Here is a 22,913-nt window from a genome sequence, read left to right on the forward strand (position 1 = left end):
TTGGGGCGATGTTGGGGCATCGACCGGACCGGGACACCGTTACTTCGGCCCACCGGCTTTGGGCCGCTCAGATGTCCGGCCCCGCGCCGGTATCACCAGGCCAGGACGTCGGGGGTGGGCCGAAGGCACGGCGGGCGGCCCGCACGGCCAGGGCAGCCAGGGCTGCGTTGGCACCACCGCCGATCACCGCGCCGACGCCGAACGGTGCCACCCGACCGAGAACGATGATGCCCTGTTTCGTGCCGTACTTCGTGATGAAGTGCCTTCCCAGGACCTTGTTGATCTGGCAACGTCTCGCCGGGAACCTGCCCGACGATCAGCCGCCCCCAGTGCTGCCCCGTACGTTCAGCCATCTTGGTGATGGTGGCGGAGCCGGAGCCGCCGAGCATGATGCCCATGACGATCGTCCGGCGGCGTTCGACCTCGTCGATGGGCACGCCGTGCACCTCGGCGATGGAGAGCGCGAAGAGGGCGCTCAACTGGAGCGAAGAGAGGAACTCGCCTCCCGACAGCGCCAGCGCGACTCCCGTGCCGACGCCGGGCGCTGCTGCGGCTCCGCCCACTGCGGCACCCGTCCCGGTCAGGGCGCTGACGTACATCCGCTCCAGGTTGCGGATCACCTCTGCGGGGGTCGCCTCCGGGTTGCGCTGGCGGGCGCGGGCTATGTTCTTGCGCACCAGGGGGCTCTGGAGGGTGATCGCCTTGTCCAGCAGATCGAGGACCCGCTGCCCACCTCCGGCCACTTCCGGAACCGGCCCATCGTGGGCATCCGTCACCATGCGTCAAACTCCCCGGTCAGCTCCGATATCCACTGTGGATGCGGCCCACCAGGCTACGGGAGGAAGTTCCGCCACCACCAGAGCCAGGACTGACGGCTCCCGGACACCGCCGACCTCCGGCCCACCCGGCCACCAACCCCTCCCGACCCGCACACGCACACGGAGGCTTCCCCCGCCCCAACCAACCTGTTGATCAAGAGCTTCGCGTCACCTGGAAGATCAGAGCTGACGCAAAGCTCTTGATCAACGGGGTGGCGGGGTGGAGGGGTGGCCCGGCGGCGGACCACCCCCGGTCGTGCCGGTGGCCGGGTCAGCCGCCGTAGAAGGTGGCCGGGTCGACGTCGGTCAGCGGAACCCAGTCCGGGTCCGGCGGCGGGGCGAGCGCGGCGGGCGACATCCGCAACTCGACGGCGAGTGCCGGCCGCTCGTCGACCAGCTGGGACAACGCATAGATCGTGGCCAGGACGTGCAGGCAGGGGCGGCGGCGACTCCGGCAGTCGCACTCGGACACCAGTTCGTCGAGCCCGACGCCGACGCTGATGCCGTGCCGGCGGAAGTCGCCGTCGAGACTGTCCGGCAGGTCGCCGGGGGCCAGCCCGCGGTTGTCCGCCAGCGCCGTGGCGATCAGGCGGGTCGCCTCGTCCCGGGTCTCGACGGGCCAGGGCGGCAGCACCAGGCGGACCCGGTTGCCGACGCCCGACACCCGTACGTCGGCCTCCAGGTGGCCGCCGTCGGCCGACAGGGTGACCGCGTGGTTGCGGGCGAGGCTGCGCGCTTTCGGCAGCAGGGCGTTGGGGCCGACGGCGGCCGTCGAGGCGACCGTACGCACCCAGCAGCGGCCCCAGGGAGTCGCGCCGAACTCGGCGGGGATCAACGGGAGCCTCCCGGGTCGAGGTCGAGCACCGCGTGCAGTTCGTCGTCGGACAGCCGGGACAGGGCCGCCTCGGCGTCGCCGGAGACGATCTCGGCGAGCCCCCGCTTGCTGTCGTGCAGCCGGGCGATGTGTTCCTCGATGGTGCCGCCGGTGACCAGGGTGTAGACGTTCAGGGTGCGCTGTTGGCCGATCCGGTGCGCCCGGTCGGTCGCCTGTTCCTCGACGGCGGGGTTCCACCAGCGGTCGTAGTGCATGACGTGGCTGGCCCGGGTGAGGTTCAGGCCGAAGCCGGCTGCCCGCAGACTGAGCAGGAGCACGGCGGGAGCGTCGTCGTCCTCCTGGAACGCCCGGACGAGTTCGTCGCGCCGGGCGGCGGGGAGGCCACCGTGCAGGAACGGGACCGGGCCCACTCCCAGGCTGTCCGTCAGGTGGTCGGCAAGCAGGTCGCCCATGGCCCGGTACTGGGTGAACACGAGCGCGCGGTCGTTGTCCTCGACGATCTCGGTGAGCATCTCGGTCGCCCGGTCGAACTTGCCGGAGCGCCCCGGCCGCGCGGGACCGTCCCGGAGGAACTGGGCGGGGTGGTTGCAGATCTGCTTGAGCGAGGTCAGCAGGGCCAGGACCCGTCCGCTGCGTTCGATGCCGACGCCCAGGCCGGCGGCGAACGCCCGGTCCACCGCCTCCCGGTAGAGCCGGGCCTGCTCGTCGGTGAGGGTGCAGATCGTCGTCGAGTACTGCTTGGCTGGCAGTTCGGTCGCCACCTCGGCCTTCGTACGGCGCAGCAGGTGCGGCCGGACGACGGTGCCGAGGGCGGTGGCGGCGGTGACGGAGCGGCGCTGCTCGATCGGCGTCACGAACCGCTGCCGGAACCGGGCGCGGGTGCCCAGCAGGCCGGGGTTGGTCACGTGCAGCAGGGACCAGAGTTCGTCCAGCCGGTTCTCCACGGGCGTGCCGGTCATGGCGATCCGGGAGCGGGCGGACAGGCGGGCCGCCGCCCGGCTGGCCAACGCCTCCGGGTTCTTGATCTGCTGCGCCTCGTCGAGGACGACCACGTCCCAGTCGGTGGCCGTCAACGGTTCGTCGCGGCGCAGCACCGGATAGCTGGTGATCACCACCGTTCCCGGCCGGTAGGTGTCGGGCAGCCGACGGTCCGCACCGTGGTAGCTGACCGTCGGCACGGCCGGGGCGAAGCGGGCGATCTCCCTGCGCCAGTTGCCGACCAGGGACGTCGGGCAGACCACCAGGTGCGGTTCGGGCGAGCGGCGGGTGGCGAGCAGGCAGATGGCCTGGAGGGTCTTGCCCAGGCCCATCTCGTCGGCGAGCACGCCGCCGTGCCCGAGCCCGGGTCGGGCGGCGAGCCAGGCCACCCCGTCGATCTGGTACGGCCGCAGGGTCGCCCGGATGTCGGTGCCGCGCAGGGCGTCCCGGGTGGTCACCGCCTGGCGGAACCGGGTCAGCAGGGCGGACGCGGCGGTGATGGCGGTGCCGTCGTCGTTGACCACGGCATGGGCCGCCACCGGCATCCGGGTGCCCAGCGTGGCGTAGCCCTCGGCGTCACCCGGCGACAGGCCGGCCGCGTCCCGCCAGGCCCGGACGGACTCGCCGACCGTCGCGCCCGGGTCGAGCGTACGCAGGGCCGGCAGCGCCTCGTCCAGCTCCGCGAGCTGCACCGCGACACTGGTCACGGCGATCCGGCCGGCCACCGGCAGGGCCAGCCGGCAGACGCCGGAGCGGCCTTCGGGCAGGCCGTGGGCACGGATCGCCCCGGTCAGTGGCGTGACGCCCCACCAGGCGATCGCGTTCTCGGCGGGGACGAAGGTGGCCTGGAGTGTGCCGGGCAGGTCGGTCATCGTCCAGCCCCTCGTCGAGGTCGGTCGGGGCGTCGGTTCGGCGAGCAATGGGGCAAGACCCACTCCTAGGTCGGGGAGGGTGCAATGATGAGTGCGGGACGCAACAGTTGCGCCGCGCAACGATAGGAGGAATTATGCCCCACGCGCCGGCTCCGCGATGACCACGCGGGAAACGGGTCAGGCAGACCGGGCCGGCACCGACCCGCTCGCCGAGGAGGTCGTCCGCCGGCTGCCGGACTGGATCACCCACCTGATCCAGATCAACAGCCTGGTCGCGAGCCGGATGGGTGTGGTGGTGAGCGACTTCCACTGCCTGCATGCGTTGCAGCAGCACGGCCCGACCACGGCCGGGGTGCTCGCCCGGCAGGTCGGCCTCACCCCCGGATCGGCCTCCCGGATGATCGACCGGCTCGCCGACGCCGGCTGCGTCCGCCGCATACCCGACCCGAACGACCGGCGGCGCGTCCTCATCGAACCGACCCCCGAGGGGCTCGACCGGATCGACGCCTACTACTCCGGCCTGACCGCGCGGACCTTCCAGGACCTGGCCGCCTTCGACGACGAGGAGCTACGCACGCTGCTGCGGTTCATCGAGGTCTTCCAGGTCAGCGCGGCGGCAGAAGTCGAGCGCCTGCGCTCCGCCACCCCCTGACCACCCCGCGCCCACCCCCTCGGATCTGCCGGGTGATCAAGAGGTTTGCGTCAACTTTGATCTTCCCGATGACGTAAACCTCTTGATCACCGGGGCGTGGGCCCGCGACGTCCTCGCCGCCCGCCGACAGGCCCTGGCCGGGAAGTCCTGGCCGGCAAGCCCGCTCCGCTCGACCAGGGGTGCGGGCTAGCCTGTGAGGCCGAGCCTGAAGCGACGCCACGAGGACGAGGCACGTTGATAACCGGTGAACTGAAGAGCAGCATCGATCGCGTCTGGGACGCCTTCTGGTCGGGCGGCATCTCCAACCCGCTGGAGGTGATCGAGCAGATCACCTACCTGCTCTTCATCAAGCGGCTGGACGAGATCGAGACGCGGGAGACGGCCAAGGCGGAGCGCTTCCCCAACGCCTCGGTGACCCTGCGGTTCGGGCCGGATCAGCAGGAACTCCGGTGGTCCCGGTTCAGGGACCGCGACCCGGAGACGATGTTCAAGATCCTCAATCACCGGGTCTTTCCCTACCTTCAGACGCTCGGTGGCGACGGTTCGACCTACTCGCACCACATGCGGGACGCCCGGTTCACCATCCCCAGCCCCGGACTGCTCAGCCGGGTGGTCGACATGCTCGACAAGCTCCCGATGGGGGACCGGGACACCAGGGGTGACCTCTACGAGTACATGCTCAGCAAGATCGCCACCGCCGGACACAACGGGCAGTTCAGGACATCCCGACACATCATCCAGCTCATGGTGGAGATGACCGCCCCGACGCCGCAGGACGAGATCTGCGACCCGGCCTGCGGCACCGCGGGCTTCCTGGTCGAGGCCAACGAGTACGTCCGGCGCGTCCATCCGGGCGCACTGCTCGATGCGGAGCAGCGGGAACACTTCCACGAGAGGATGTTCCACGGCTTCGACTTCGACGCCACGATGCTGCGGATCGGCAGCATGAACATGATGCTGCACGGGGTGGAGAACCCCGACATCCGCTATCGTGACTCCCTCGCCGAGAACGTCAGCGGCGAATCCGAGAAGTACTCGCTGATCCTGGCCAACCCACCCTTCGCCGGCAGCCTCGACTACGAGAGCACGTCCGGGGACCTCCAGCGGGTGGTCAAGACCAGGAAGACGGAACTGCTGTTCCTCGCCCTCTTCCTCCGGCTGCTCAAGCCCGGGGGACGGGCCGCTGTGATCGTGCCCGACGGTGTGCTCTTCGGGTCGAGCAGGGCCCACCGGGAGCTACGCCGGACGCTGGTCGAGGAGCACCGGCTCGACGGCGTGGTCAAGCTGCCCAGCGGCACCTTCAAGCCCTACTCGGGTGTCTCCACCGCGATCCTCCTCTTCACCAAGACCAACAGTGGCGGCACCGATCACGTCTGGTTCTACGAGGTGACAGCCGATGGCTGGAGCCTGGACGACAAGCGGGCTCCGCTGTTGCCTGACGAGAAGCTCCGGCCGGTGCCGGAGGTGGCGCTGACCGGGGAGGAGCACGCGCGGAACAACCTGCCGGACGTGTTGGCCAGGTGGTCGCGCCGGGACGGCGACGAGTTGCGGCGGGCACGGACCGAACAGAGCTTCTGCGTGCCCAAGGCCGACATCGTCGAGCAGGGCTACGACCTCAGCCTCAACCGCTACAAGGAGGTCGTGCACGAAGCGGTTGAGCATCGCGAACCCCTCGACGTCCTGGCCGACCTGGAACGCCTGGAGTCCGAGATCCAGCAGGGCATGGCCGAGTTGAGGGCGATGCTCGGATGAGTGAGCAGCGGTCCGTGATGCTCGGGGAGGTTTCCTCGATCCAGTCAGGCGTCGGCTTCCCCACCCGACTACAGGGACGCACCCGAGGCAGGTACCCCTTCGCCAAGGTGGGCGACATCTCCCGGCTCGTGCGTCAGGGACGTGTCGAACTGGGCAGGGCCGACAACTATGTGGACGAATCAGACCTGACCAGCCTGAGGGCGCGACCGCTTCCGGTGGGGGCTGTCGTCTTCGCGAAGATCGGAGAAGCGATCCGACAGAATTTCCGCGCGATCACCGGGGTCGAGTGTCTCGTCGACAACAACGTGATGGGCGTCGTTCCGAAGGCGGACGTGCTCGACCCGAAGTACCTCTACCACTTCCTCCGGTCCGTGGACCTCTATCCGCTCGCCACGTCGACAACCGTGCCCTCGATCCGCAAGTCGACGCTGGAGCGAATCCCCGTGCCGTTGCCACCCCTCGCACGGCAGCGGAGGATCGCCGAGGTGCTGGACCGGGCTGACGAACTGCGCGTCAAGCGTCGGGAATCCACCACCCAGCTCGACGAACTGACCTCGGCGATCTTTCTCGAACTGTTCGGCCCGCCGGACACGAATCCTCGGGGCTGGCCCATGACCCGGCTCGCGGACGTGTTGACCGCGCCGCTTCGAAACGGCATCTCCCCTGCCACCCGGGGTGAGACCGAGGGGCAGGTGCTCACCTTGTCCAGCATCACCGGACGGCGCTTCGAGCCCACGGCGAGAAAGACCGCCAAGTTTCTTGCGCCGCATTCGCCCGCCCAGGTCGTCCATCCTTCGGATTTCCTCATGTGCCGGGGCAACGGCAACCTCGGTCTCGTCGGGCGCGGGTTCTTCCCCTCGACGGCGATGCCGGACACCGCTTTTCCCGACACGATCATCGCCGCGCGGGTCGACACCGGGCTGGTACGCCCCGCCTTCCTGGAGCACGTCTGGCAGTCACCAGCCGTCCGACGACAGATCGAATCCACGGCACACACCACCAACGGCACCTACAAGGTCAACCAGAAGGGGCTGGGTGGGATCGCGTTCTTTTCGCCACCGCTGGAACTGCAGGACCGGTTCACTGCCCGTATCGCGGCCGTCGACGCGCTCCGGGCCGGTCAATCGGCTGGTCTGGCAGAGCTGGATGCGCTGTTCGCGTCGTTGCAGAATCAGGCTTTTCGGGGATCGCCCTGATGTGAGACCCTCTGGGGCTGTCCACCGTGGGGGGTCGACGATTCATGAGCAACTTTGCGTTTCTACGGAGCGAGTGGCCCGACCTGTACGACGAGGCCCTGCGGGCCGAACGGTTGGCCGTCGCCGACCCACGCGGCTCGTGCTTCTATTCCCGGCGCACCCTGGAACTCGCGCTCGGCTGGCTCTTCGACGCCGACGCGACACTGAGGCGGCCGTACAGGAACGATCTTTCGGCGAAGATCCACGAGCCGACGTTACGCAACCTGGTGGGCACCGCCCTCCAGGTCAAGATGAACGTCATCCGCAAGCAGGGCAACCGCGCCGTCCACGAGAAGACGCCGGTGACGGACGACGAGTCGGTGCCGGTTCTGCGCGAACTGTTCCACGTCACCTACTGGATCGCCCGGCACTACACCCGCGACCAGACGCAGGTACCGGCGAGCGCCCTCGCCTTCGACCCGGATCTGATCCCCCGGCCGGTCCCCGCCGAGGTGCGGCAGCAGACCCGGGCCGAGCTGAGGGCGCTCGCCGAGCGGCTCACCGCCCGGGACGCGGCGTCGGCCGCCGACGGCGAACGGTCAGCCACCCTCGACGCCGAACTGGCGGAGCTGCGTGCCCAGATCGCCGCCGCGAAGGCGGCCAACGAGGCCCGCCCCGACGACCACGACTACGACGAGGCGCAGACCCGGCACCTCTACATCGACGTGCTGCTGGCCGAGGCCGGCTGGCGGCTCGACGGGCCGGACGACCGCGAGTTCGAGGTGACCGGCATGCCCACCGGCACCGGTACCGGCTTCGTGGACTACGTGCTGTGGGGCGAGGACGGCAAGCCGCTCGCGGTGGTCGAGGCCAAGCGCGCCCAGCAGGACGCCGCCAACGGCAAGCAGCAGGCCAAGCTCTACGCCGACTGCCTGGAGCAGCGGTACGGTCGGCGGCCTGTCATCTTCTACACCAACGGCTACGACACCTGGCTGTGGGACGACACCGCCTACCCGCCCCGTCCGGTGCAGGGCTTCTACACCCGCGACGAACTGGCGCTGCTCATCCAGCGTCGCACCACCCGCCGGCCGCTCGCGGAGGTACCCGTCAAGCCGGAGATCGTCGAGCGGCACTACCAGCACCGGGCGATCCGCAAGATCGGTGAGGCGTTCGAGCGGGACCGGCAGCACCAGGCGCTCGTGGTGATGGCCACCGGCGCCGGCAAGACCCGTACGGTGATCGCCCTGGTGGACGTGCTGATGCGGGCCGGCTGGGTCAAGCGGGTGCTCTTCCTCGCCGACCGCACCGCCCTGGTCAACCAGGCGGTCAACGCGTTCAGGGCGCACCTGCCCGAGGTGGCCACCGTCAACCTGGTCACCGAGCGCGACACCGAGGGCCGGGTGTACGTCTCGACGTACCCGACCATGATGGGCCTGATCAACGACACCGCGGGTGCCGGACGGCGCTTCGGGCCGGGCCATTTCGACCTGGTCGTCATCGACGAGGCGCACCGGTCGGTCTACCGGAAGTACCGGGCGATCTTCTCCTGGTTCGACAGCCTCCTGGTCGGCCTCACCGCGACCCCGCGCAGCGAGATCGACCGCAACACCTACCGGCTGTTCCACCTCGAAGACGGCGTGCCCACCGACCACTACGACCTGGACGACGCGGTGCGGGAGGGCTTTCTCGTGCCGCCGCGGGCGGTCTCGGTGCCGTTGAAGTTCCAGCGTGACGGCATCCGCTACGACGACCTCACCGAGGCGGAGAAGGACGAGTGGGATTCGCTCGACTGGGGTGACGACGGCCCGCCGGACAGCGTCGACCCCGACGCGGTCAACAAGTGGCTGTTCAACACCGACACCGTGGACAAGGTCCTGGAGACGTTGATGACCCACGGTCACCACGTGGCCGGTGGCGACCGGATCGGCAAGACGATCATCTTTGCCAAGAACGAGGCCCACGCGAAGTTCATCGAGCAACGGTTCGATCTCGCCTACCCGGCGCACGCCGGCCACCGGGCCCGGGTAGTCACCCACAAGACCGTGTACGCGCAGAGCCTCATCGACGCCTTCTCTGACCAGGAGCGGGAGCCGCACGTGGCGATCTCGGTGGACATGCTCGACACCGGCATCGACGTGCCCGAGGTCGTCAACCTGGTCTTCTTCAAGATCGTCCGGTCCAGGTCGAAGTTCCTCCAGATGCTCGGCCGGGGAACCCGGCTCTGTCCGGACCTCTACGGCCCCGGGCAGCACAAGGAGGACTTCCTCGTCTTCGACTTCTGCCAGAACTTCGAGTACTTCAACCAGAATCCCGAGCCGGCGCAGGCGAAGCCGGGCGAGCCGCTGACCACCCGGCTGTTCAAGGCCCAGCTCGACCTGATCCACCGCCTCGACCAGCGGCTCCCCGCCGACGCCGGCCCGCAACCGGCCGACGACGGGACCCGTAGCGAAGCCGGCCTGCGCTGGGAGCTGGCCCGGGACCTGCACGCCCGGGTGGCGAACATCCACCTGGACAACTTCGTCGTACGCCCCAAGCGCAGTTTGGTGGAGCGCTACCTCGATTTCGCCAGCTGGCACCGGCTCACCCCCGAGGCGGTGGAGGAGATCGGCACCAACCTCGCCGGTCTACCCACCGCCGTGCAGGACACCGACGAGGCCGCCAAGCGGTTCGACCTGATGGTGCTGCGCCTCCAACTCGGCCAGTTCCAGGTGCTGCCGGGCTACGCGCGGCTCCGTGGGCAGGTTCAGGAGATCGCCTCGACCCTGCTGGAGCAGACCGGCATCCCGGCGGTCGGCGAGCAGCAACACCTCCTCGACGAGGTGGCAGGCGACGAATGGTGGCAGGACGTGACCCTGCCCATGCTGGAGTTGATGCGTCGACGCCTGCGCGGACTGGTCAGGTTGATCTCCCGGGCCAGGCGGGCCATCGTCTATACCGACTTCAGCGACGAACTGGGGGAGATCTCGCTCGTCTCGCTCGACGACCTCAGGATCGGCACGAACTTCGAGCGGTTCCGCGCCAAGGCCCAGGCCTACCTGCGCACCCACGAGGACCATCCGGCGTTGCAGAAGCTGCGCCGCAACGAGCAGCTCTCCCCCACCGACCTCGACGAGTTGGAACGGATGCTGGTGGCCAGCGGTGGCGCGACCGAGGACATCGACCGGGCCCGCCGTTCCTCCGAAGGACTCGGGCTCTTCGTCCGCTCACTTGTCGGCCTCGACCGGGAAGCCGCCGACGAGGCGTTCAGCGAGTTTCTGACCGGCCGGACCCTCACCGCCAACCAGATCAGCTTCATCGGCCTGATCATCGCGCACCTGACGCGGAACGGCGTCATGAAGCCTGAGCGGCTCTACGAGAGCCCGTTCAGTGATCTGGCGCCCGACCCGGAATCGATCTTCCCGTCCGCCGATCTGGACCGCCTGGTCACGATCCTCAACTCGGTCCGGGACACCGCCACCCCGGCAAGCGAGGTGACCTCCGGCCACCAGGGATTCATACCTGGCGAACTCCCGGCAGTGGGTCAGGGGGTGCGGGTGAGGGAGGCGTAGATGGCCAGGTGCCGCTTGAGGACCACGTCCGGGTGGAACGTCTGCTCGTACCGCAGCCGGGCCGGGGCGGAGAGCAGCGCGGCACCGGCCCGCGCGACCGGGAGCGCGGCGGCCAACGCGGCCGGGTCCGGCGGAACCACCCAGCCGGCGGTGCCGCCGAGCAGGCCGGCCGGGACCGCCGGCGGACCGGCCGGCGGCGGGGCGTGGCCGGCGACCGCCGAGGCGACAGCCGCCGGGCCGGTGCCGGCGGGCTCGTGCGGGACGTCCGCGCCGACCAGGTACGGGATGCCGCCGAGCGCGGTGCCGAGCACCGGCCGGCCACTGGCCAACGCCTCGATGATCACCGTGGGCAGCACGTCGTGCCACATCGAGGCGGCGATCACCACGGCGCTCGCCTCCACGGCGGCGCGTACCCCGGCCCGGTCGAGCTGGCCCAGGTAGACGACGTCGGCACGCTCGGCGGCGGCGGCCTCGACCAGCGGACGCAGCTCGCCGTCACCGGCCACCCGCAGCGTGCCGAGGCTGCCCACCGGGTGCCGCCGCCAGGCGTCCAACAGCAGGTCGACGCCCTTCTCCGGGGTCAGCCGGGCCAGATAGAGGAAGCCGTCGCCGAGCGGGGTGGGTGCGCCCGGGTCGGGTACCGCGTTCGGCTTGACCACGATCCGCTCGGCCGGGATGCCGTAGTCGGTCAGGTGATCGGCGATGGCCGAGGTGAGCGCGATGAACCGGTCCACCGACCGCCAGGTGCCCCGGTGCACGGCCAGGGTGGCCGCCATCAACGCGCTCTGCGCCCGCGAGTCCCGGTAGCAGCGGTGCACGATCGACGGCACCGCCAACGCCCGACCCTTGCAGTCCTGGCAGATGACGCCGTCGCGGAAGTAGATCCCCGACGAGCAGACCTGCCGGTAGTTGTGCACCGTCTGCACCACCGGCACGCCGTGTTTGTGCGCGGTCCGCACCACCCAGGGCGAGAGCAGGGGGTACGGGTTGTGCAGGTGCAGCACGTCCGGCCGGTGCTCGGTGAGCAGCCGGGACAGCTCCTGCTGGGCGCGCGGGGCGTAGATCGGTGAGATCGGCAGCAGCGCCTTGGCCGACTTCGGCATCGACGGGATCTCGTCGGAGCTGCGGATGAACGGCAGCACCTCCACCCCGGCTGCGGTGAGCTGCCCGATCTCCGAGTCGACCATCGTGTTCTCACCCGACGGCTGGGCTTCCCGGTACCGGTTGTGCGCCACCACGATTCTCACGGGAAAGAAGGCTACCGTTGGCTCGTGCCCGAACTACCGGAGGTGGAGGCGCTCGCGGGGTACCTGCGTGAGCGTGCCGTGGGGCGACGCGTCGACCGGGTCGAGGTCGCCGCGATCAGCGCCCTGAAGACGTACGACCCGGCGCCCACGGCGGTGTCGGGCCGGGCGGTGGCCGACGCCCGGCGGCACGGCAAGTTCCTCGACGTGATCTTCGACGGTGACCTGCACCTGGTGGTGCACCTGGCCCGCGCCGGCTGGCTGCACTACCGGGAGGCGTTCCCCTCCACCACCCCGCTGCGCCCCGGCAAGGGCCCGATCGCCCTACGGGTACGCCTCGACGACGGCTCCGGGTTCGACCTCACCGAGGCGGGCACCCAGAAGAAGCTCGCCGCCTACCTGGTGACCGACCCGGCACAGGTCCCCGGGGTCGCCAAGCTCGGGCCGGACGCGCTCGACGCCGACCTGGCCACCTTCACCGAACGGCTGCGCAGCCGACGGGGGCAGGTCAAGGGGGTGCTGACCGACCAGGCGGTGCTCGCCGGGGTCGGCAACGCGTACTCCGACGAGATCCTGCACGCGGCGAAGCTGTCCCCGTTCGCGATCACCGACCGGCTCACCGACGACCAGCTCGCCACCCTGCACGCCGCGACCCGGACGGTGCTGGGCGACGCGGTACGCCGCTCGGCCGGGCACCGGGCGGCGGAGCTGAAGGGCGAGAAACGCTCCGGGTTGAAGGTGCACGCCCGCACCGGGCTGCCCTGCCCGGTCTGTGGCGACACCGTCCGGGAAGTCTCGTTCGCCGACTCCAGCCTCCAGTACTGCCCGACCTGCCAGACCGGGGGCAAACCGCTCGCTGACCGTCGGTTGTCCCGTCTCGTACGGTGAGTCACACCGCGCCATTGTTACGGAGAGGTATCGTCCCTGGCGCGCGGAACGTCCCCGTCCGCGCTCTACCCCGGTGGCCGTCCATCGGTATAGTGGCTCGGTCCCCGGCTTCGAAAACTGACGTGAAGTCGGCCGGTTCCCCGTTGGCGACCCCAGACGCAAAGCCCCCCGGCTCCGCGTTTGACCCGCTGCCAGCGTGGGAGACTGGAACGGTGGGCGACCCGGGCCCCTCACGGCGAGTGAGCGGCGCGAGTCATGCGGGAGGACATGGGTTGAGGTGACGACAAGCCTCCAGCGCCCGGTAACCAACACAGGCCGGAGCAAACTCGTGCGGCACGTCGACAGCTTCGAGATCCAGCCGCCGACACCGCCGTCACACAACGGGGTGCCCCGGTCGGCCTGGGCCCGCGCCCGACGTCGGGTGTCCCGCTGGCACCGCCCGTACACGGCGGCGCTGCTGCTGCTCGACTTCGCCGCCGTGGTGCTGGCCGACTGGATCGCCCAGGAGGCGTTCGGTCAGGCACGGGCCGGCTTCTACAACGCGCAGGCGGACCCGACCTGGTTCTACACGGTGGTCTTCCTGCTGGTGCCGCTCGGCTGGCTGGTGGCGCTCTGGGGCAACCGGGCCTACGACAGGCGTTACCTCGGCCTCGGGCCGGAGGAGTACAAGCGGGTCATCCGGGGTGGTGTCGCGGTCACCGCGACCGTGTCGTTCGTCGCCTTCGCCACCAAGACCGACCTCTCGCGTTACACGGTGGGTTTCGCCCTGGCCGGGGCGTTGGTGCTGGTGCTCCTCTTCCGGATCACCGCGCGGTTCGTGCTGCACCGCATCCGGGGGCGGGCCGGGCACGCCGGGCACCGGATGGTGCTGGTGGGCACCCTGCCGGAGTGCCTGGAGGTCTACACGGCGGTCACCCGCAACCCGAGCGCCGGCCTGGTGCCGGTGGCCATCCACATCACCGACGGGTACGCCGCCGCCCGGGGCATCCAGACCCCCGTCCCGGTGTACGCCGGGCGGGACGTACTGGCCCTGGTGCGGGAGGTCGGCGGGGACACCATCGCGGTCTGCGGCTCGGCCAGCGCCGAACCGGGTGAGCTGCGCCGGCTGGCCTGGCAACTGGAGGGCTCCGGCGTCGACCTGGTGGTCGCCCCGCAGCTCACCGACATCGCCGGCCCCCGGGTGCACATCCGCCCGATCGAGGGTTTGCCGCTGCTGCACGTGGAGGAGCCGACCCTGTCCGGGCCGGCGCTGCTGGCCAAGAACCTGATGGACCGGATCGCCGCCGGGCTGGGCCTGCTGCTGCTCGTCCCGGTCTTCCTCGCCATCGGGCTGGCCATCCGGCTGTCCGACCCCGGGCCGGTCTTCTTCCGCCAGCCCCGGGTGGGCCACGAGGGGCGGACCTTCCGGGTGTGGAAGTTCCGCACCATGTACGTCAACGCCGAAGAACGGCTGGCCGGCCTGGTCGACCAGAACGAGACCGACGGCATGCTGTTCAAGATGAAGCAGGACCCCCGGGTGTTCCCGGTGGGCCGCTTCCTGCGGGCCTCCTCGCTGGACGAGCTGCCCCAGCTGATCAACGTGCTGTGGGGGGAGATGTCGCTGGTGGGGCCGCGTCCGCTGCCCGCCGACGACGGCGACTTCCTCGGCGACGTGCGGCGGCGGCTGCTGGTCCGGCCGGGGATGACCGGCCTGTGGCAGGTGTCCGGCCGTTCCGACCTGTCCTGGGACGAGGCGGTCCGGCTCGACCTCTACTACGTCGACAACTGGTCGCTGGCGTACGACCTGAGCATCCTGTGGCGCACGGTCGGTGTGGTGCTGGCCCGCAAGGGCGCGTACTGAACCCCTTGGCGTGGCGGGCCGGACAGGCCAGGATCGCGGGGTGGGTGGCAACCTCTCCGCCGTGGTCGGCGTCGTCTCGCTGGTGACCGCGCTCGCCGCCGCGCTCTGGGCGGCGCTGCGGCTACGCGGTCGACGGGGCATCGCCACCGCCACCCAGCGGGCCACCTACGAGGTGCTGCACACCGCCGGGCTGGCCGCCGAGCCGCTGCGTACCGGGCTGCACCCGGCGGGCGCGGCGAAGGCCGTACGCCATCTGCGGGCCCTGGTGGGGGCGGCCGGGCTGGCGTTGACGGACGCCGACACGCTGCTCGCCCTCGACGGGCGCGGCGGACACCACGGCGGGCAACTGCTCGCGGCGGCCCGGCGGGTGGCCGAGACCGGCCGGTCGACGGTGCTGGGCGAGTCGGAGCTGCACTGCGACCGGGTGGACTGCCTGGTCCGGGGGGCGGTGGTGGCCCCGCTGTCGGCCGACGGCCGGGTGGTCGGGGCGCTGGTCGCGGTGGCCGACGGGCCGCCCGCGCCGGGCCTGGTGCAGGCCACCCTGGAGACCGCGCACTGGGCCGGCAACCAGCTCTCGCTGGCCGAGCTGGACTCGTCCCGGGAACGGCTGGCCCGCGCCGAGATCCGGGCGTTGCGGGCGCAGATCAGCCCGCACTTCATCTACAACGCGTTGACCGCGATCGGGTCGTTCGTGCGCACCGACCCGGAGCGGGCCCGGGAGCTGATCCTGGAGTTCGCCGAGTTCACCAGGTACTCCTTCCGGGCGCACGGGGAGTTCACCACCCTCGCCGAGGAGTTGCGTTCCATCGATCGCTACCTGACCATCGAACGGGCCCGGTTCGGTGACCGGTTGCAGGTGCGGTTGCAGGTCGCCCCGGAGGTGCTGCCGGTGACCCTGCCGTTCCTGTGCCTGCAACCGCTTGTGGAGAACGCGGTACGACACGGGTTGTCGCGCAAGCCCGGTACCGGCATGGTGAGCATCGAGGCCCGGGACGCGGGTGCCGAGTGTCACATCACTGTGGAGGACGACGGAGTGGGGATGGACCCGGCCACGCTGACCGCGGGGATCGCCGAGCTGAGCAGGGCCGGCAGCGACCCGACCGACGACCCGGGCCAGCACGTCGGCCTCTCCAACGTCGACGAGCGGCTCCGCTCGGTGTTCGGCGACGGGTTCGGCCTGGTCGTCGAGACGGGCCCCGGTTCGGGTACGAAGGTGAGCCTGCGGATCCCGAAGTTCCACCCCGGCGTACGGGCCGGCGCGTGAACGAGCGGGGCGGCGCGGTGAACGCCTCCGGGTTCCTGCGGGTGCTGGCCGTCGACGACGAGCCACCGGCGCTCGACGAGTTGGCGTACCACCTGCGGGCCGATCCCCGGGTGGCCCGGCTGCACACGGCCGGTGACGCCACCGAGGCGCTGCGGGTGCTGCGGGACACCGACGTCGACGTGGTCTTCCTCGACATCCGGATGCCCGGCCTGGACGGCATGGAACTGGCCCGGGTGCTGCGCCGGTTCGCCAGGCCCCCCGCGATCGTCTTCGTCACCGCGTACGACGACGGGGCGGTCGACGCGTTCGACCTGGGCGCGACCGACTACGTCCGCAAGCCGGTACGCGCCGAACGGCTGGCCGAGTCGCTGCGCCGGGTGATGGGCTCCCGGGTGGTGCCGTCGCACCCGGCGGCGCTGGCCCGTGCCGAGGAGGACCCGACGATCCCGGTGGAGCTGGCCGGGACGACCCGGATGCTGCCCCGCTCGGCGGTGCGCTGGGTCGAGGCGCAGGGCGACTACGCCCGGCTGCACACCGCCGACGGGTCGCACCTGGTGCGGGTGTCGCTGGCCACCCTCGCCGAACGCTGGGCGGACGCGGGTTTCGTCCGCATCCACCGGTCGTACCTGGTGCAGTTGCGGCTGATCGCGGAGCTGCGCCTGGTCAACTCGGGGTACGTGGTGCTGATCGACGCCGCCGAGTTGCCGGTGAGTCGCCGGCACACCCGGGAGCTGAAGGACAAGCTGGTCCGCGCCGCCAAACAGGACTGGAACCGCTGAGCCGGGTGCGCGCTGCCGGCGCGCTGGCCGTCATGATCGTCGCAATGTCGGCGATGTTGCGGTGACCGGGTGCCCGGATGCCGCAACATCGGCCCCCTGGCGCGGGAAGGGTGAAGGGCGCCCCGGCCGAGGCCGGGACGCCCTTCGTCGTTGGTGACGGTCAGCGTGGGGAGGGGGCGCCCACGCCGGAGTCGATCACCTTGAGCCTGCCGCCGGGGGACGTGGCCCGGCCCGTGGGTGGTGCGGCCGTACCCGGGTAGACCCAGAGCGTGCCGACCACGTCGGCGACCACATGGGTGTTACCCGAGTGGTTGTAGACGTTGAAGCCCTGGGTCGGACCGAGGATGCCCAGCACCGCGTTGGAGACGGTCTGCCCGGCGGCCGGGTTGAGGTTGCTCGCCGTGGGCCGGGTCATCGCCGAGTCGGCCGGCCACACCGTGAGCACGGTGTTGCTGGTCGGGGTGACCGCGGTGACGTTCATCGCGAGCACCTGCGTGCTGGGGGTCAGCATGCTCGCCGGTGCGGTGACCTTGCCGACCGCGGTCGGCCCGAGGACGCTCGGCAGGCCCTGGCCGATCCGGCTGTCCGCGATCCGGGTCGGCGACATCGGGGTGAACCGCAGGCCGTCCGGGACGGTGCCGTCGTCGATCACACCCACCACGTCGACCACCAGGTGGGTGGTCTGCGAGGTGTAGATCGAGAACTCCGGGGCCCGCCGTCCGCCGCACTCGGTGCACTCGACCGTCTCCACGATGGCGAGGTTCGGCACCACCTTGCCGGCCGGATAGTTGACCGTGGACGCGCTCGGCACGTCACCCTGCCCGTTCCAGGCCGTCAGGTAGCCGGCCTTGCGGGGCGAGACGGCGGTGATGTTGACGACCAGCGCCTTGACGTGGGTGTTGAGGTCACCGAAGCTGAGCCAACTCCACATGATGTAGTCGGCCTTCAGGGGACCGCCCTCCTCCCGGGTGTCGTAGAGGCGGTACGGCTTGATCCACTGGTACTGGCCGCCCTGCCCCCGGCTGGAGAGCGAGTTGTTCCCCGCCCAGACGCCCGCCACGTCGACCACGACGTCCGTGGAACCGGCGTGGTTGTAGACCGACACCTTGCCGCCGGAGCCCACCTTGACGGTGACGCTGTTCGAGCCGAGCCACGACTTCGCAAAGTTGATCGAGGAGGCGGTCGGACGGCTCTGACCGGCGGGGTAGAGGGTCAGGAAGCTCCCCGCCGTCGGGCCGACGACAGTCACGTTCAGCACGACGGAGCCGACACCGCTGCTCGGCACCCCACCCCGCCCGGTGACCTGGAGGTCGACCTTCTTACCCGGGCCGATCTTGGCCTTGGCCGCGCCCAACCCGGACCGGGTGTCCATCAGCCGCTTCGGTGCCAGTGGGTAGTAGCTGCCGGTGACGCCCCGGAAGCCCTCCACGGCCAACTGCACCCGGCGGGTGCCGGAGGCGCTGTCGTCGGCGAGCAGCAGGCTCGCCTGCTGCACCCCCTCCCTGGTCGGGTTGGCCGCGACCGAGACCGTGCAGGTCTGGCCCGGAGCCAACGTCCGGCCGGTGCAGTTCGAGCCGAGCAGCGCGAACGCCTCGGGCGTCGGGCCGCCGAGGCTGGCCGCCCCGAAGGTGATCGGGGCGCTGCCGACGGCCCGGAAGGTCACCGTCCTGGCCGCGCTGGGCACCGCCAGCTCCTGGTAGTTGAAGCTCACCGGGTTGGGCTCGCCGTGCGCGACCACGTAGTCCACCGACGAGTTCCAGCGCAGCTCGCCGCTGACCGTGCCGGTGTAGTAGAGGCTGTCCCGGCAGCTGTACTCGTAGGCGGCGGCGAAGGCGTCGACCAGACCGGTGTCGCCGTCCCGCTCGACCTGCCGGACCTTGATCCACCCGGTGACGTGGCCACAGCCGCGCCCGTCCGAGGCCAGGTCCATGGCGGCGGTGCCGCCGTCGCCCTGCCAGGTCGCCTGGTAGGTCTGACCGGCGGTCCACTGCTCGCCGGCCGGCGGCTGGATGGTGAGCCGCACGTAGGAGCCGGCCCGGTTGGTCTCGACGGCCAGCCGGTCGTTGCTCTGTGGGACCACGGAGACGGTGGAGTTGTCACGGTCGAAGACGTCGGAGCGGTAGATCGGATAGCCGCCGGTCTGGTCACCGACGTCGACGGTGAGGACCGTGTACGGCGCGGTGGGCGCGGCCAGCGCCACCCCCGGCAGTACGGCCAGCACACAGGTCCCGGCAATGCTCATGCCGAGTAGGGCGCGAAAAATGCGCATGCATTACCCCGTGAAGAAGGAAGAGTGATTGTGGACCACACACTATGGGCGGTGATCACGAGCGGCAAGGCCATATCGATGGAAGCATTCACCGCCGGAAAACGCGGGAGCGCCCCGACCGGGTGGTCGGGGCGCTCCGGGTGACGGCCGATGGTCAGCCGTCGTGGCGACTGTCGGTCAGCGCCGGTTCGCGGCCGGGACCGCGCTCGGCTTGGCCTTGCCGCCCTTGAGCGACGTGGCCGACTTGGCCGTGGACGCCGGCGGGTAGTAGAACGTGCCCACCACGTCGGCGACCAGGTGCGTGCTGCCGGACAGGTTGTTGACGTTGAACGCGTAGTTCGGGCCGATGACACCGAGCACGCCGTTGGAGACGACCTGGCCCGCGTACGGGTTCAGGTTGCTGGTGGCGGGCTTGCCGATGCCGTCGAAGTCGGCCGGCCAGGTGGTGATGACCGTGTTGTTGGTCGGGGTGACGGCGGTGACGTTCATCGCCAGCACCTCGGTGTCGGGCGTGACCAGCGCCTCCGGGGCGGTCACCTTGCGGGTGCCGTTGGCCGGGATGGCGCCGGAGATGCCCAGGTTGGAGCGGCTGTCCACGATCCGGGTCGGGCTCAGCGGGGCGAACCGCATGCCGTACGAGGACTCGCCGTCGTCGACCACGCCGACCAGGTCGACCAGGACGTGCGCCGACTGCGAGGTGTAGATGCTGAACTTCGGCGCACCAGCGGTGCACCAGTTGTACTGCTCGGTGCCGGTGCACGGGGTGGTCTGCACGAAGGTCAGGTTCGGCACGTTCTTGCCGGCGAGGTAGTTCACCGTCGAGGCGGCCGGGCGGGCGCCACTGCCGGACCACGCGGTGAGGAAGCCGGACTTGGCCGGCGACACCGCGGTGACGTTGAAGACGAACGACTTGACGTGCGGGTTGTAGTCGGGGCCGAAGTTGAGCGAGTATTCCAGCACCTGACCGGCCGGAGGCTTGCCCTCCGGGTCCTCCCGGCTGTCCCACATGCGCTCCGGCAGGTACCACTCGTACTGGCCGCCGGCGCGGTTGGTGAGGCTGTTGTCGCCCGCGTAGAAGCCGACCACGTCGACGATCACGTCGGTCGAGCCGCTGTTGTTGTAGACCGAGACCTTGCCACCGGAGCCGAGCTTCACGGTGACGTTGTTGGAGCCCAGCCAGCCCTTGGCGAAGTTCACCGAGGAGGCGGTCGGGCGGGACTCGCCCGTCGGGTAGGCGGTGAGGAAGCTGGCGGCGCTGGGACCGGTGACGGTCACGTTCAGCACGACCGCGCCGACGCCGCTGGCCGGTACGCCACCACGGCCGGCGACCTGGAGGTCGACCTTCTTGCCGGCGCCGATCTTGCCGACCGGGGCACCGGTGCCGTCGCGGGTGTCCAGCAGCCGGGCCGGGGAGACCGGGTAGTAGGCGCCGGTCACGTCGTCGAGGGCCGCCGCCTTCTGCAGCGGCGCGGAGACGGGAGCCGCGGAGGCCGTACCCGGCACCACGGCGAGTGCACATGCTCCGGCGAGACCGACGCCGAGGAGAGTGCGAATTTTGCGCATAGAGACCCCGTGTTCGATGAGAAAGGGATTGGCTGCCCCAGCGTAGGGGCCTGGGTCAATGCCGGCAAGGCCGTTACAGATGATCTCCTGGTGACGTTCCGGTGAGGACGAATCAGACTTAACGCTACGGTGGTCGCCGGGTCGCCCACCGTCGTCCACAGGCCGGTCCGCCTTGTCCACAGGTTGTCCACACCCCCGGTGGACGACACTTGACATTCGGGTGGGGCCGACGAGACTGCCCGGGTGACCGCCGACCACGACCCCGAACCGCCACCGGTGGACCCGGGGCCGCCGGCCCCCCGGTCGACCGGGCGGGTACGGATCGTGCTGGCCGGTGTCTCCCGCCGGGACACCCGGGCCGCCCACACCCGCACCGAGCTGACCCAACAGACCCGGGTCGGTGAGGCGCTGGTCCGGGGCCTGGTCCGGGCACAGCTCACCCTCGCCCTGCGGCTGAGCCTGCTGGTGCTGGTCGGGTTGGGCGGGCTGCCCTGGCTGTTCGCCATCGCGCCCCCGGTCGGCCGGGTCACCGTGCTCGGCGTCAACCTGCCCTGGCTGCTGCTCGGGGTGGTCTCGTTCCCCTTCCTCATCGTCGTCGGCTGGGCGTACGTGTGGCTCGCCGAACGCAACGAACAGGACTTCGTCGACCTCGTCCAACGACCGGAACGCTGAGATGGGCAACGGGTACGTCGTACCGGCGATCGTCGCGGTCACCCTGATCACCGTCGGCATCGGCTTCTACGGACTGCGCCTGGCCCGCACCACCTCCGACTTCCTGGTGGCGTCCCGGACGGTCAGTCCGACCTGGAACGCCGCCGCGATCGGCGGGGAGTACCTGTCGGCGGCGAGTTTCCTCGGCATCGCCGGACTCATCCTCAAGTACGGCGTCGACGTGCTCTGGTACCCGGTCGGTTTCGCCGCCGGCTACCTGGCGCTCCTGCTGTTCGTCGCCGCGCCGCTACGCCGGTCCGGGGCGTTCACCCTGCCCGACTTCTGCGAGCTGCGGCTCGGTTCCCGCCGGCTGCGCACCCTGGCCACCGTCTTCGTCATCTTCATCGGCTGGCTCTACCTGGTGCCGCAGTTGCAGGGCGCCGGGCTGACCCTGGCCACGGTGGCCGGCTCGCCGTACCCGGTGGGGGCGTTGCTGGTCGCGGCGGTGGTCACCGCCAACGTGGCGTTGGGCGGGATGCGGGCGATCACCTTCGTGCAGGCTTTTCAATACTGGCTGAAGTTGACGGCGCTCGCCGTACCCGCGATCTTCCTGGCCCTGCAGTGGCAGGCCGACGCCCGCCCGGCGGTGACCCCGCCCGACGGGCCGGCGTTCCGCACCGCCACCACCGTCGTGGTCGAGCACCGCGCGGCCCTCACCTTCCCCGACGGCACCATCCGTGAGGTACGCCCCGGCGACGAGCTGAGCTTCGCCGCCGGGGACCCGGTGCCCGAGGTGTCCGGGGTCGCCAACGGGGCCACCGACTGGCTGCTGCCCAGCGCCGCCGGGGACGACGACCGGGGTCTGTTCGCCACCTACTCGCTGATCCTGGCGACCTTCCTCGGCACCATGGGACTACCGCACGTACTGGTGCGCTTCTACACCAACCCCGACGGCGCGTCGGCCCGGCGGACCACCCTGGTGGTGCTGGCCATGGTCGGCGTCTTCTATCTGCTGCCCACGCTGTACGGCGTGCTCGGCCGGATCTACACCCCGCAACTGCTGGTCAGCGGGCAGACCGACGCGGTGGTGGTGCTGCTGCCCGAAGCGGCGCTCGGCGACGGCGTCACCGGGCGGCTGCTTTCCGCCCTGGTCGCCGCCGGGGCGTTCGCCGCCTTCCTGTCCACCTCGTCCGGGCTGCTCACCAGCGTCGCCGGGGTGATCTCCACCGATGTCCTGGGGCACGGCTCGGTACGCGGCTTCCGGCTGGCCACGGTGATCGCCGGCGGGGTGCCGGCGGTGCTCGCCCTCAACGTCTCCGGGCTGGACGTCTCCCAGGTGGTCGGGCTGGCCTTCGCGGTCGCCGCGTCCAGTTTCTGCCCGCTGCTGGTGCTCGGCATCTGGTGGCGCGGGCTGACCGACCTCGGCGCGGCGGCCGGGGTGCTGGTCGGCGGGGGCGCGGCGATCGGCGCGGTGCTGGTCACCGTGCTCGGGCCGCCGCTGACCGGATGGCCGGCCACCCTCACCACCCAACCGGCCGCGTGGACGGTGCCGCTCGCCTTCACCGTGATGATCGCCGTGTCGATGGCGACCCGCCGTCGCACCCCGGTCGACGTCGGGGTCACCATGCTCCGCCTGCACGCCCCCGAGTCGCTCCGTTCCTGACCGTTCGTCCCGATCGGCCCTCGTCTTCCCCGGAGCCACCCTGCGCGGTCGTCCGCCTGCGGGATGAGCCGGGATCGTCCCCTGGCGGGAGCGGCTCCTCGCCCGGTCCGGATACGGTCGGA

At 70.6% G+C, this 22,913-nt stretch carries 16 protein-coding genes; 10 read left to right on the forward strand and 6 right to left on the reverse strand.

The features are described from left to right. Positions 1-92 precede the first annotated feature (92 nt). From JQN84_RS10890 to JQN84_RS10900, 3 genes are all read right to left on the reverse strand, one after another. A complete protein-coding gene (locus tag JQN84_RS10890; protein WP_204958278.1) occupies positions 93-779 on the reverse strand; it encodes a hypothetical protein in 687 nt (228 codons plus the stop codon). 310 nt (positions 780-1,089) lie between these two features. Continuing rightward, positions 1,090-1,653, reverse strand: coding sequence for an SWIM zinc finger family protein (locus JQN84_RS10895; RefSeq protein ID WP_204958279.1), 564 nt, complete (start codon positions 1,651-1,653; stop codon positions 1,090-1,092). After that, positions 1,650-3,503 (reverse strand): DEAD/DEAH box helicase, encoded by a 1,854-nt coding sequence (locus JQN84_RS10900; protein ID WP_204958280.1) that lies wholly within the window; start codon positions 3,501-3,503, stop codon positions 1,650-1,652. The genes JQN84_RS10895 and JQN84_RS10900 overlap by 4 nt, the downstream gene beginning before the upstream one ends. Before the next feature lie 157 nt (positions 3,504-3,660). Between JQN84_RS10900 and JQN84_RS10905 the strand changes: the two genes are divergently transcribed. The 4 genes from JQN84_RS10905 (at position 3,661) to JQN84_RS10920 (ending at position 10,630) form a co-directional block, all read left to right on the forward strand. Continuing rightward, positions 3,661-4,155, forward strand: coding sequence for a MarR family winged helix-turn-helix transcriptional regulator (locus JQN84_RS10905; protein WP_204958281.1), 495 nt, complete (start codon positions 3,661-3,663; stop codon positions 4,153-4,155). Positions 4,156-4,389: 234 nt separating this feature from the next. Further along, positions 4,390-5,907 carry a type I restriction-modification system subunit M gene (locus JQN84_RS10910; protein ID WP_204958282.1) on the forward strand — a complete coding sequence of 506 codons (1,518 nt, stop codon included), beginning with the start codon at positions 4,390-4,392 and terminating at the stop codon, positions 5,905-5,907. Then, positions 5,904-7,103 carry a restriction endonuclease subunit S gene (locus tag JQN84_RS10915; RefSeq protein ID WP_204958283.1) on the forward strand — a complete coding sequence of 400 codons (1,200 nt, stop codon included), beginning with the start codon at positions 5,904-5,906 and terminating at the stop codon, positions 7,101-7,103. The genes JQN84_RS10910 and JQN84_RS10915 overlap by 4 nt, the downstream gene beginning before the upstream one ends. Before the next feature lie 44 nt (positions 7,104-7,147). Further along, positions 7,148-10,630 (forward strand): DEAD/DEAH box helicase family protein, encoded by a 3,483-nt coding sequence (locus tag JQN84_RS10920; protein ID WP_204958284.1) that lies wholly within the window; start codon positions 7,148-7,150, stop codon positions 10,628-10,630. Here the strand turns inward: JQN84_RS10920 and JQN84_RS10925 are convergent. Beyond that, positions 10,603-11,877: a glycosyltransferase gene (locus JQN84_RS10925; protein WP_204958285.1), complete on the reverse strand. Its 1,275-nt coding sequence runs from the start codon at positions 11,875-11,877 to the stop codon at positions 10,603-10,605. The two genes, JQN84_RS10920 and JQN84_RS10925, sit on opposite strands and share 28 nt — an antisense overlap. A 24-nt stretch (positions 11,878-11,901) precedes the next feature. On the opposite strand from JQN84_RS10925, the gene JQN84_RS10930 reads away from it, so the two are divergent. From JQN84_RS10930 to JQN84_RS10945, 4 genes are all read left to right on the forward strand, one after another. Next, entirely contained in the window at positions 11,902-12,762 is an 861-nt protein-coding gene (locus tag JQN84_RS10930) for an Fpg/Nei family DNA glycosylase (RefSeq protein ID WP_088643573.1), read from the forward strand. Positions 12,763-13,090: 328 nt separating this feature from the next. Further along, on the forward strand, positions 13,091-14,602 hold the full coding sequence (locus JQN84_RS10935; RefSeq protein ID WP_204958286.1) for a sugar transferase: 1,512 nt from the start codon (positions 13,091-13,093) through the stop codon (positions 14,600-14,602). 40 nt (positions 14,603-14,642) lie between these two features. Then, positions 14,643-15,866 (forward strand): sensor histidine kinase, encoded by a 1,224-nt coding sequence (locus tag JQN84_RS10940; protein ID WP_204958287.1) that lies wholly within the window; start codon positions 14,643-14,645, stop codon positions 15,864-15,866. Between the two features lie 17 nt (positions 15,867-15,883). Continuing rightward, on the forward strand, positions 15,884-16,645 hold the full coding sequence (locus tag JQN84_RS10945; protein WP_088643667.1) for a LytR/AlgR family response regulator transcription factor: 762 nt from the start codon (positions 15,884-15,886) through the stop codon (positions 16,643-16,645). A gap of 160 nt (positions 16,646-16,805) precedes the next feature. On the opposite strand, the gene JQN84_RS10950 is transcribed toward JQN84_RS10945, so the two are convergent. Together JQN84_RS10950 and JQN84_RS10955 are read right to left on the reverse strand one after the other, a co-directional pair. Beyond that, on the reverse strand, positions 16,806-18,887 hold the full coding sequence (locus JQN84_RS10950; RefSeq protein WP_204958288.1) for a choice-of-anchor D domain-containing protein: 2,082 nt from the start codon (positions 18,885-18,887) through the stop codon (positions 16,806-16,808). A 204-nt stretch (positions 18,888-19,091) separates the two neighbouring features. Continuing rightward, complete coding sequence (locus tag JQN84_RS10955; protein WP_204958289.1) at positions 19,092-20,417, reverse strand: hypothetical protein; 1,326 nt, start codon at positions 20,415-20,417, stop codon at positions 19,092-19,094. Positions 20,418-20,753: 336 nt separating this feature from the next. On the opposite strand from JQN84_RS10955, the gene JQN84_RS10960 reads away from it, so the two are divergent. Together JQN84_RS10960 and JQN84_RS10965 are read left to right on the forward strand one after the other, a co-directional pair. Next, positions 20,754-21,149, forward strand: a complete 396-nt coding sequence (locus tag JQN84_RS10960; protein ID WP_204958915.1) for a hypothetical protein — start codon at positions 20,754-20,756, stop codon at positions 21,147-21,149. A 1-nt stretch (position 21,150) separates the two neighbouring features. After that, complete coding sequence (locus JQN84_RS10965) at positions 21,151-22,791, forward strand: sodium/solute symporter (protein ID WP_204958290.1); 1,641 nt, start codon at positions 21,151-21,153, stop codon at positions 22,789-22,791. Positions 22,792-22,913: the final 122 nt, after the last annotated feature.

This window comes from Micromonospora humidisoli, from assembly GCF_016900955.1.
In the GTDB taxonomy this organism is placed as follows: domain Bacteria; phylum Actinomycetota; class Actinomycetes; order Mycobacteriales; family Micromonosporaceae; genus Micromonospora; species Micromonospora wenchangensis.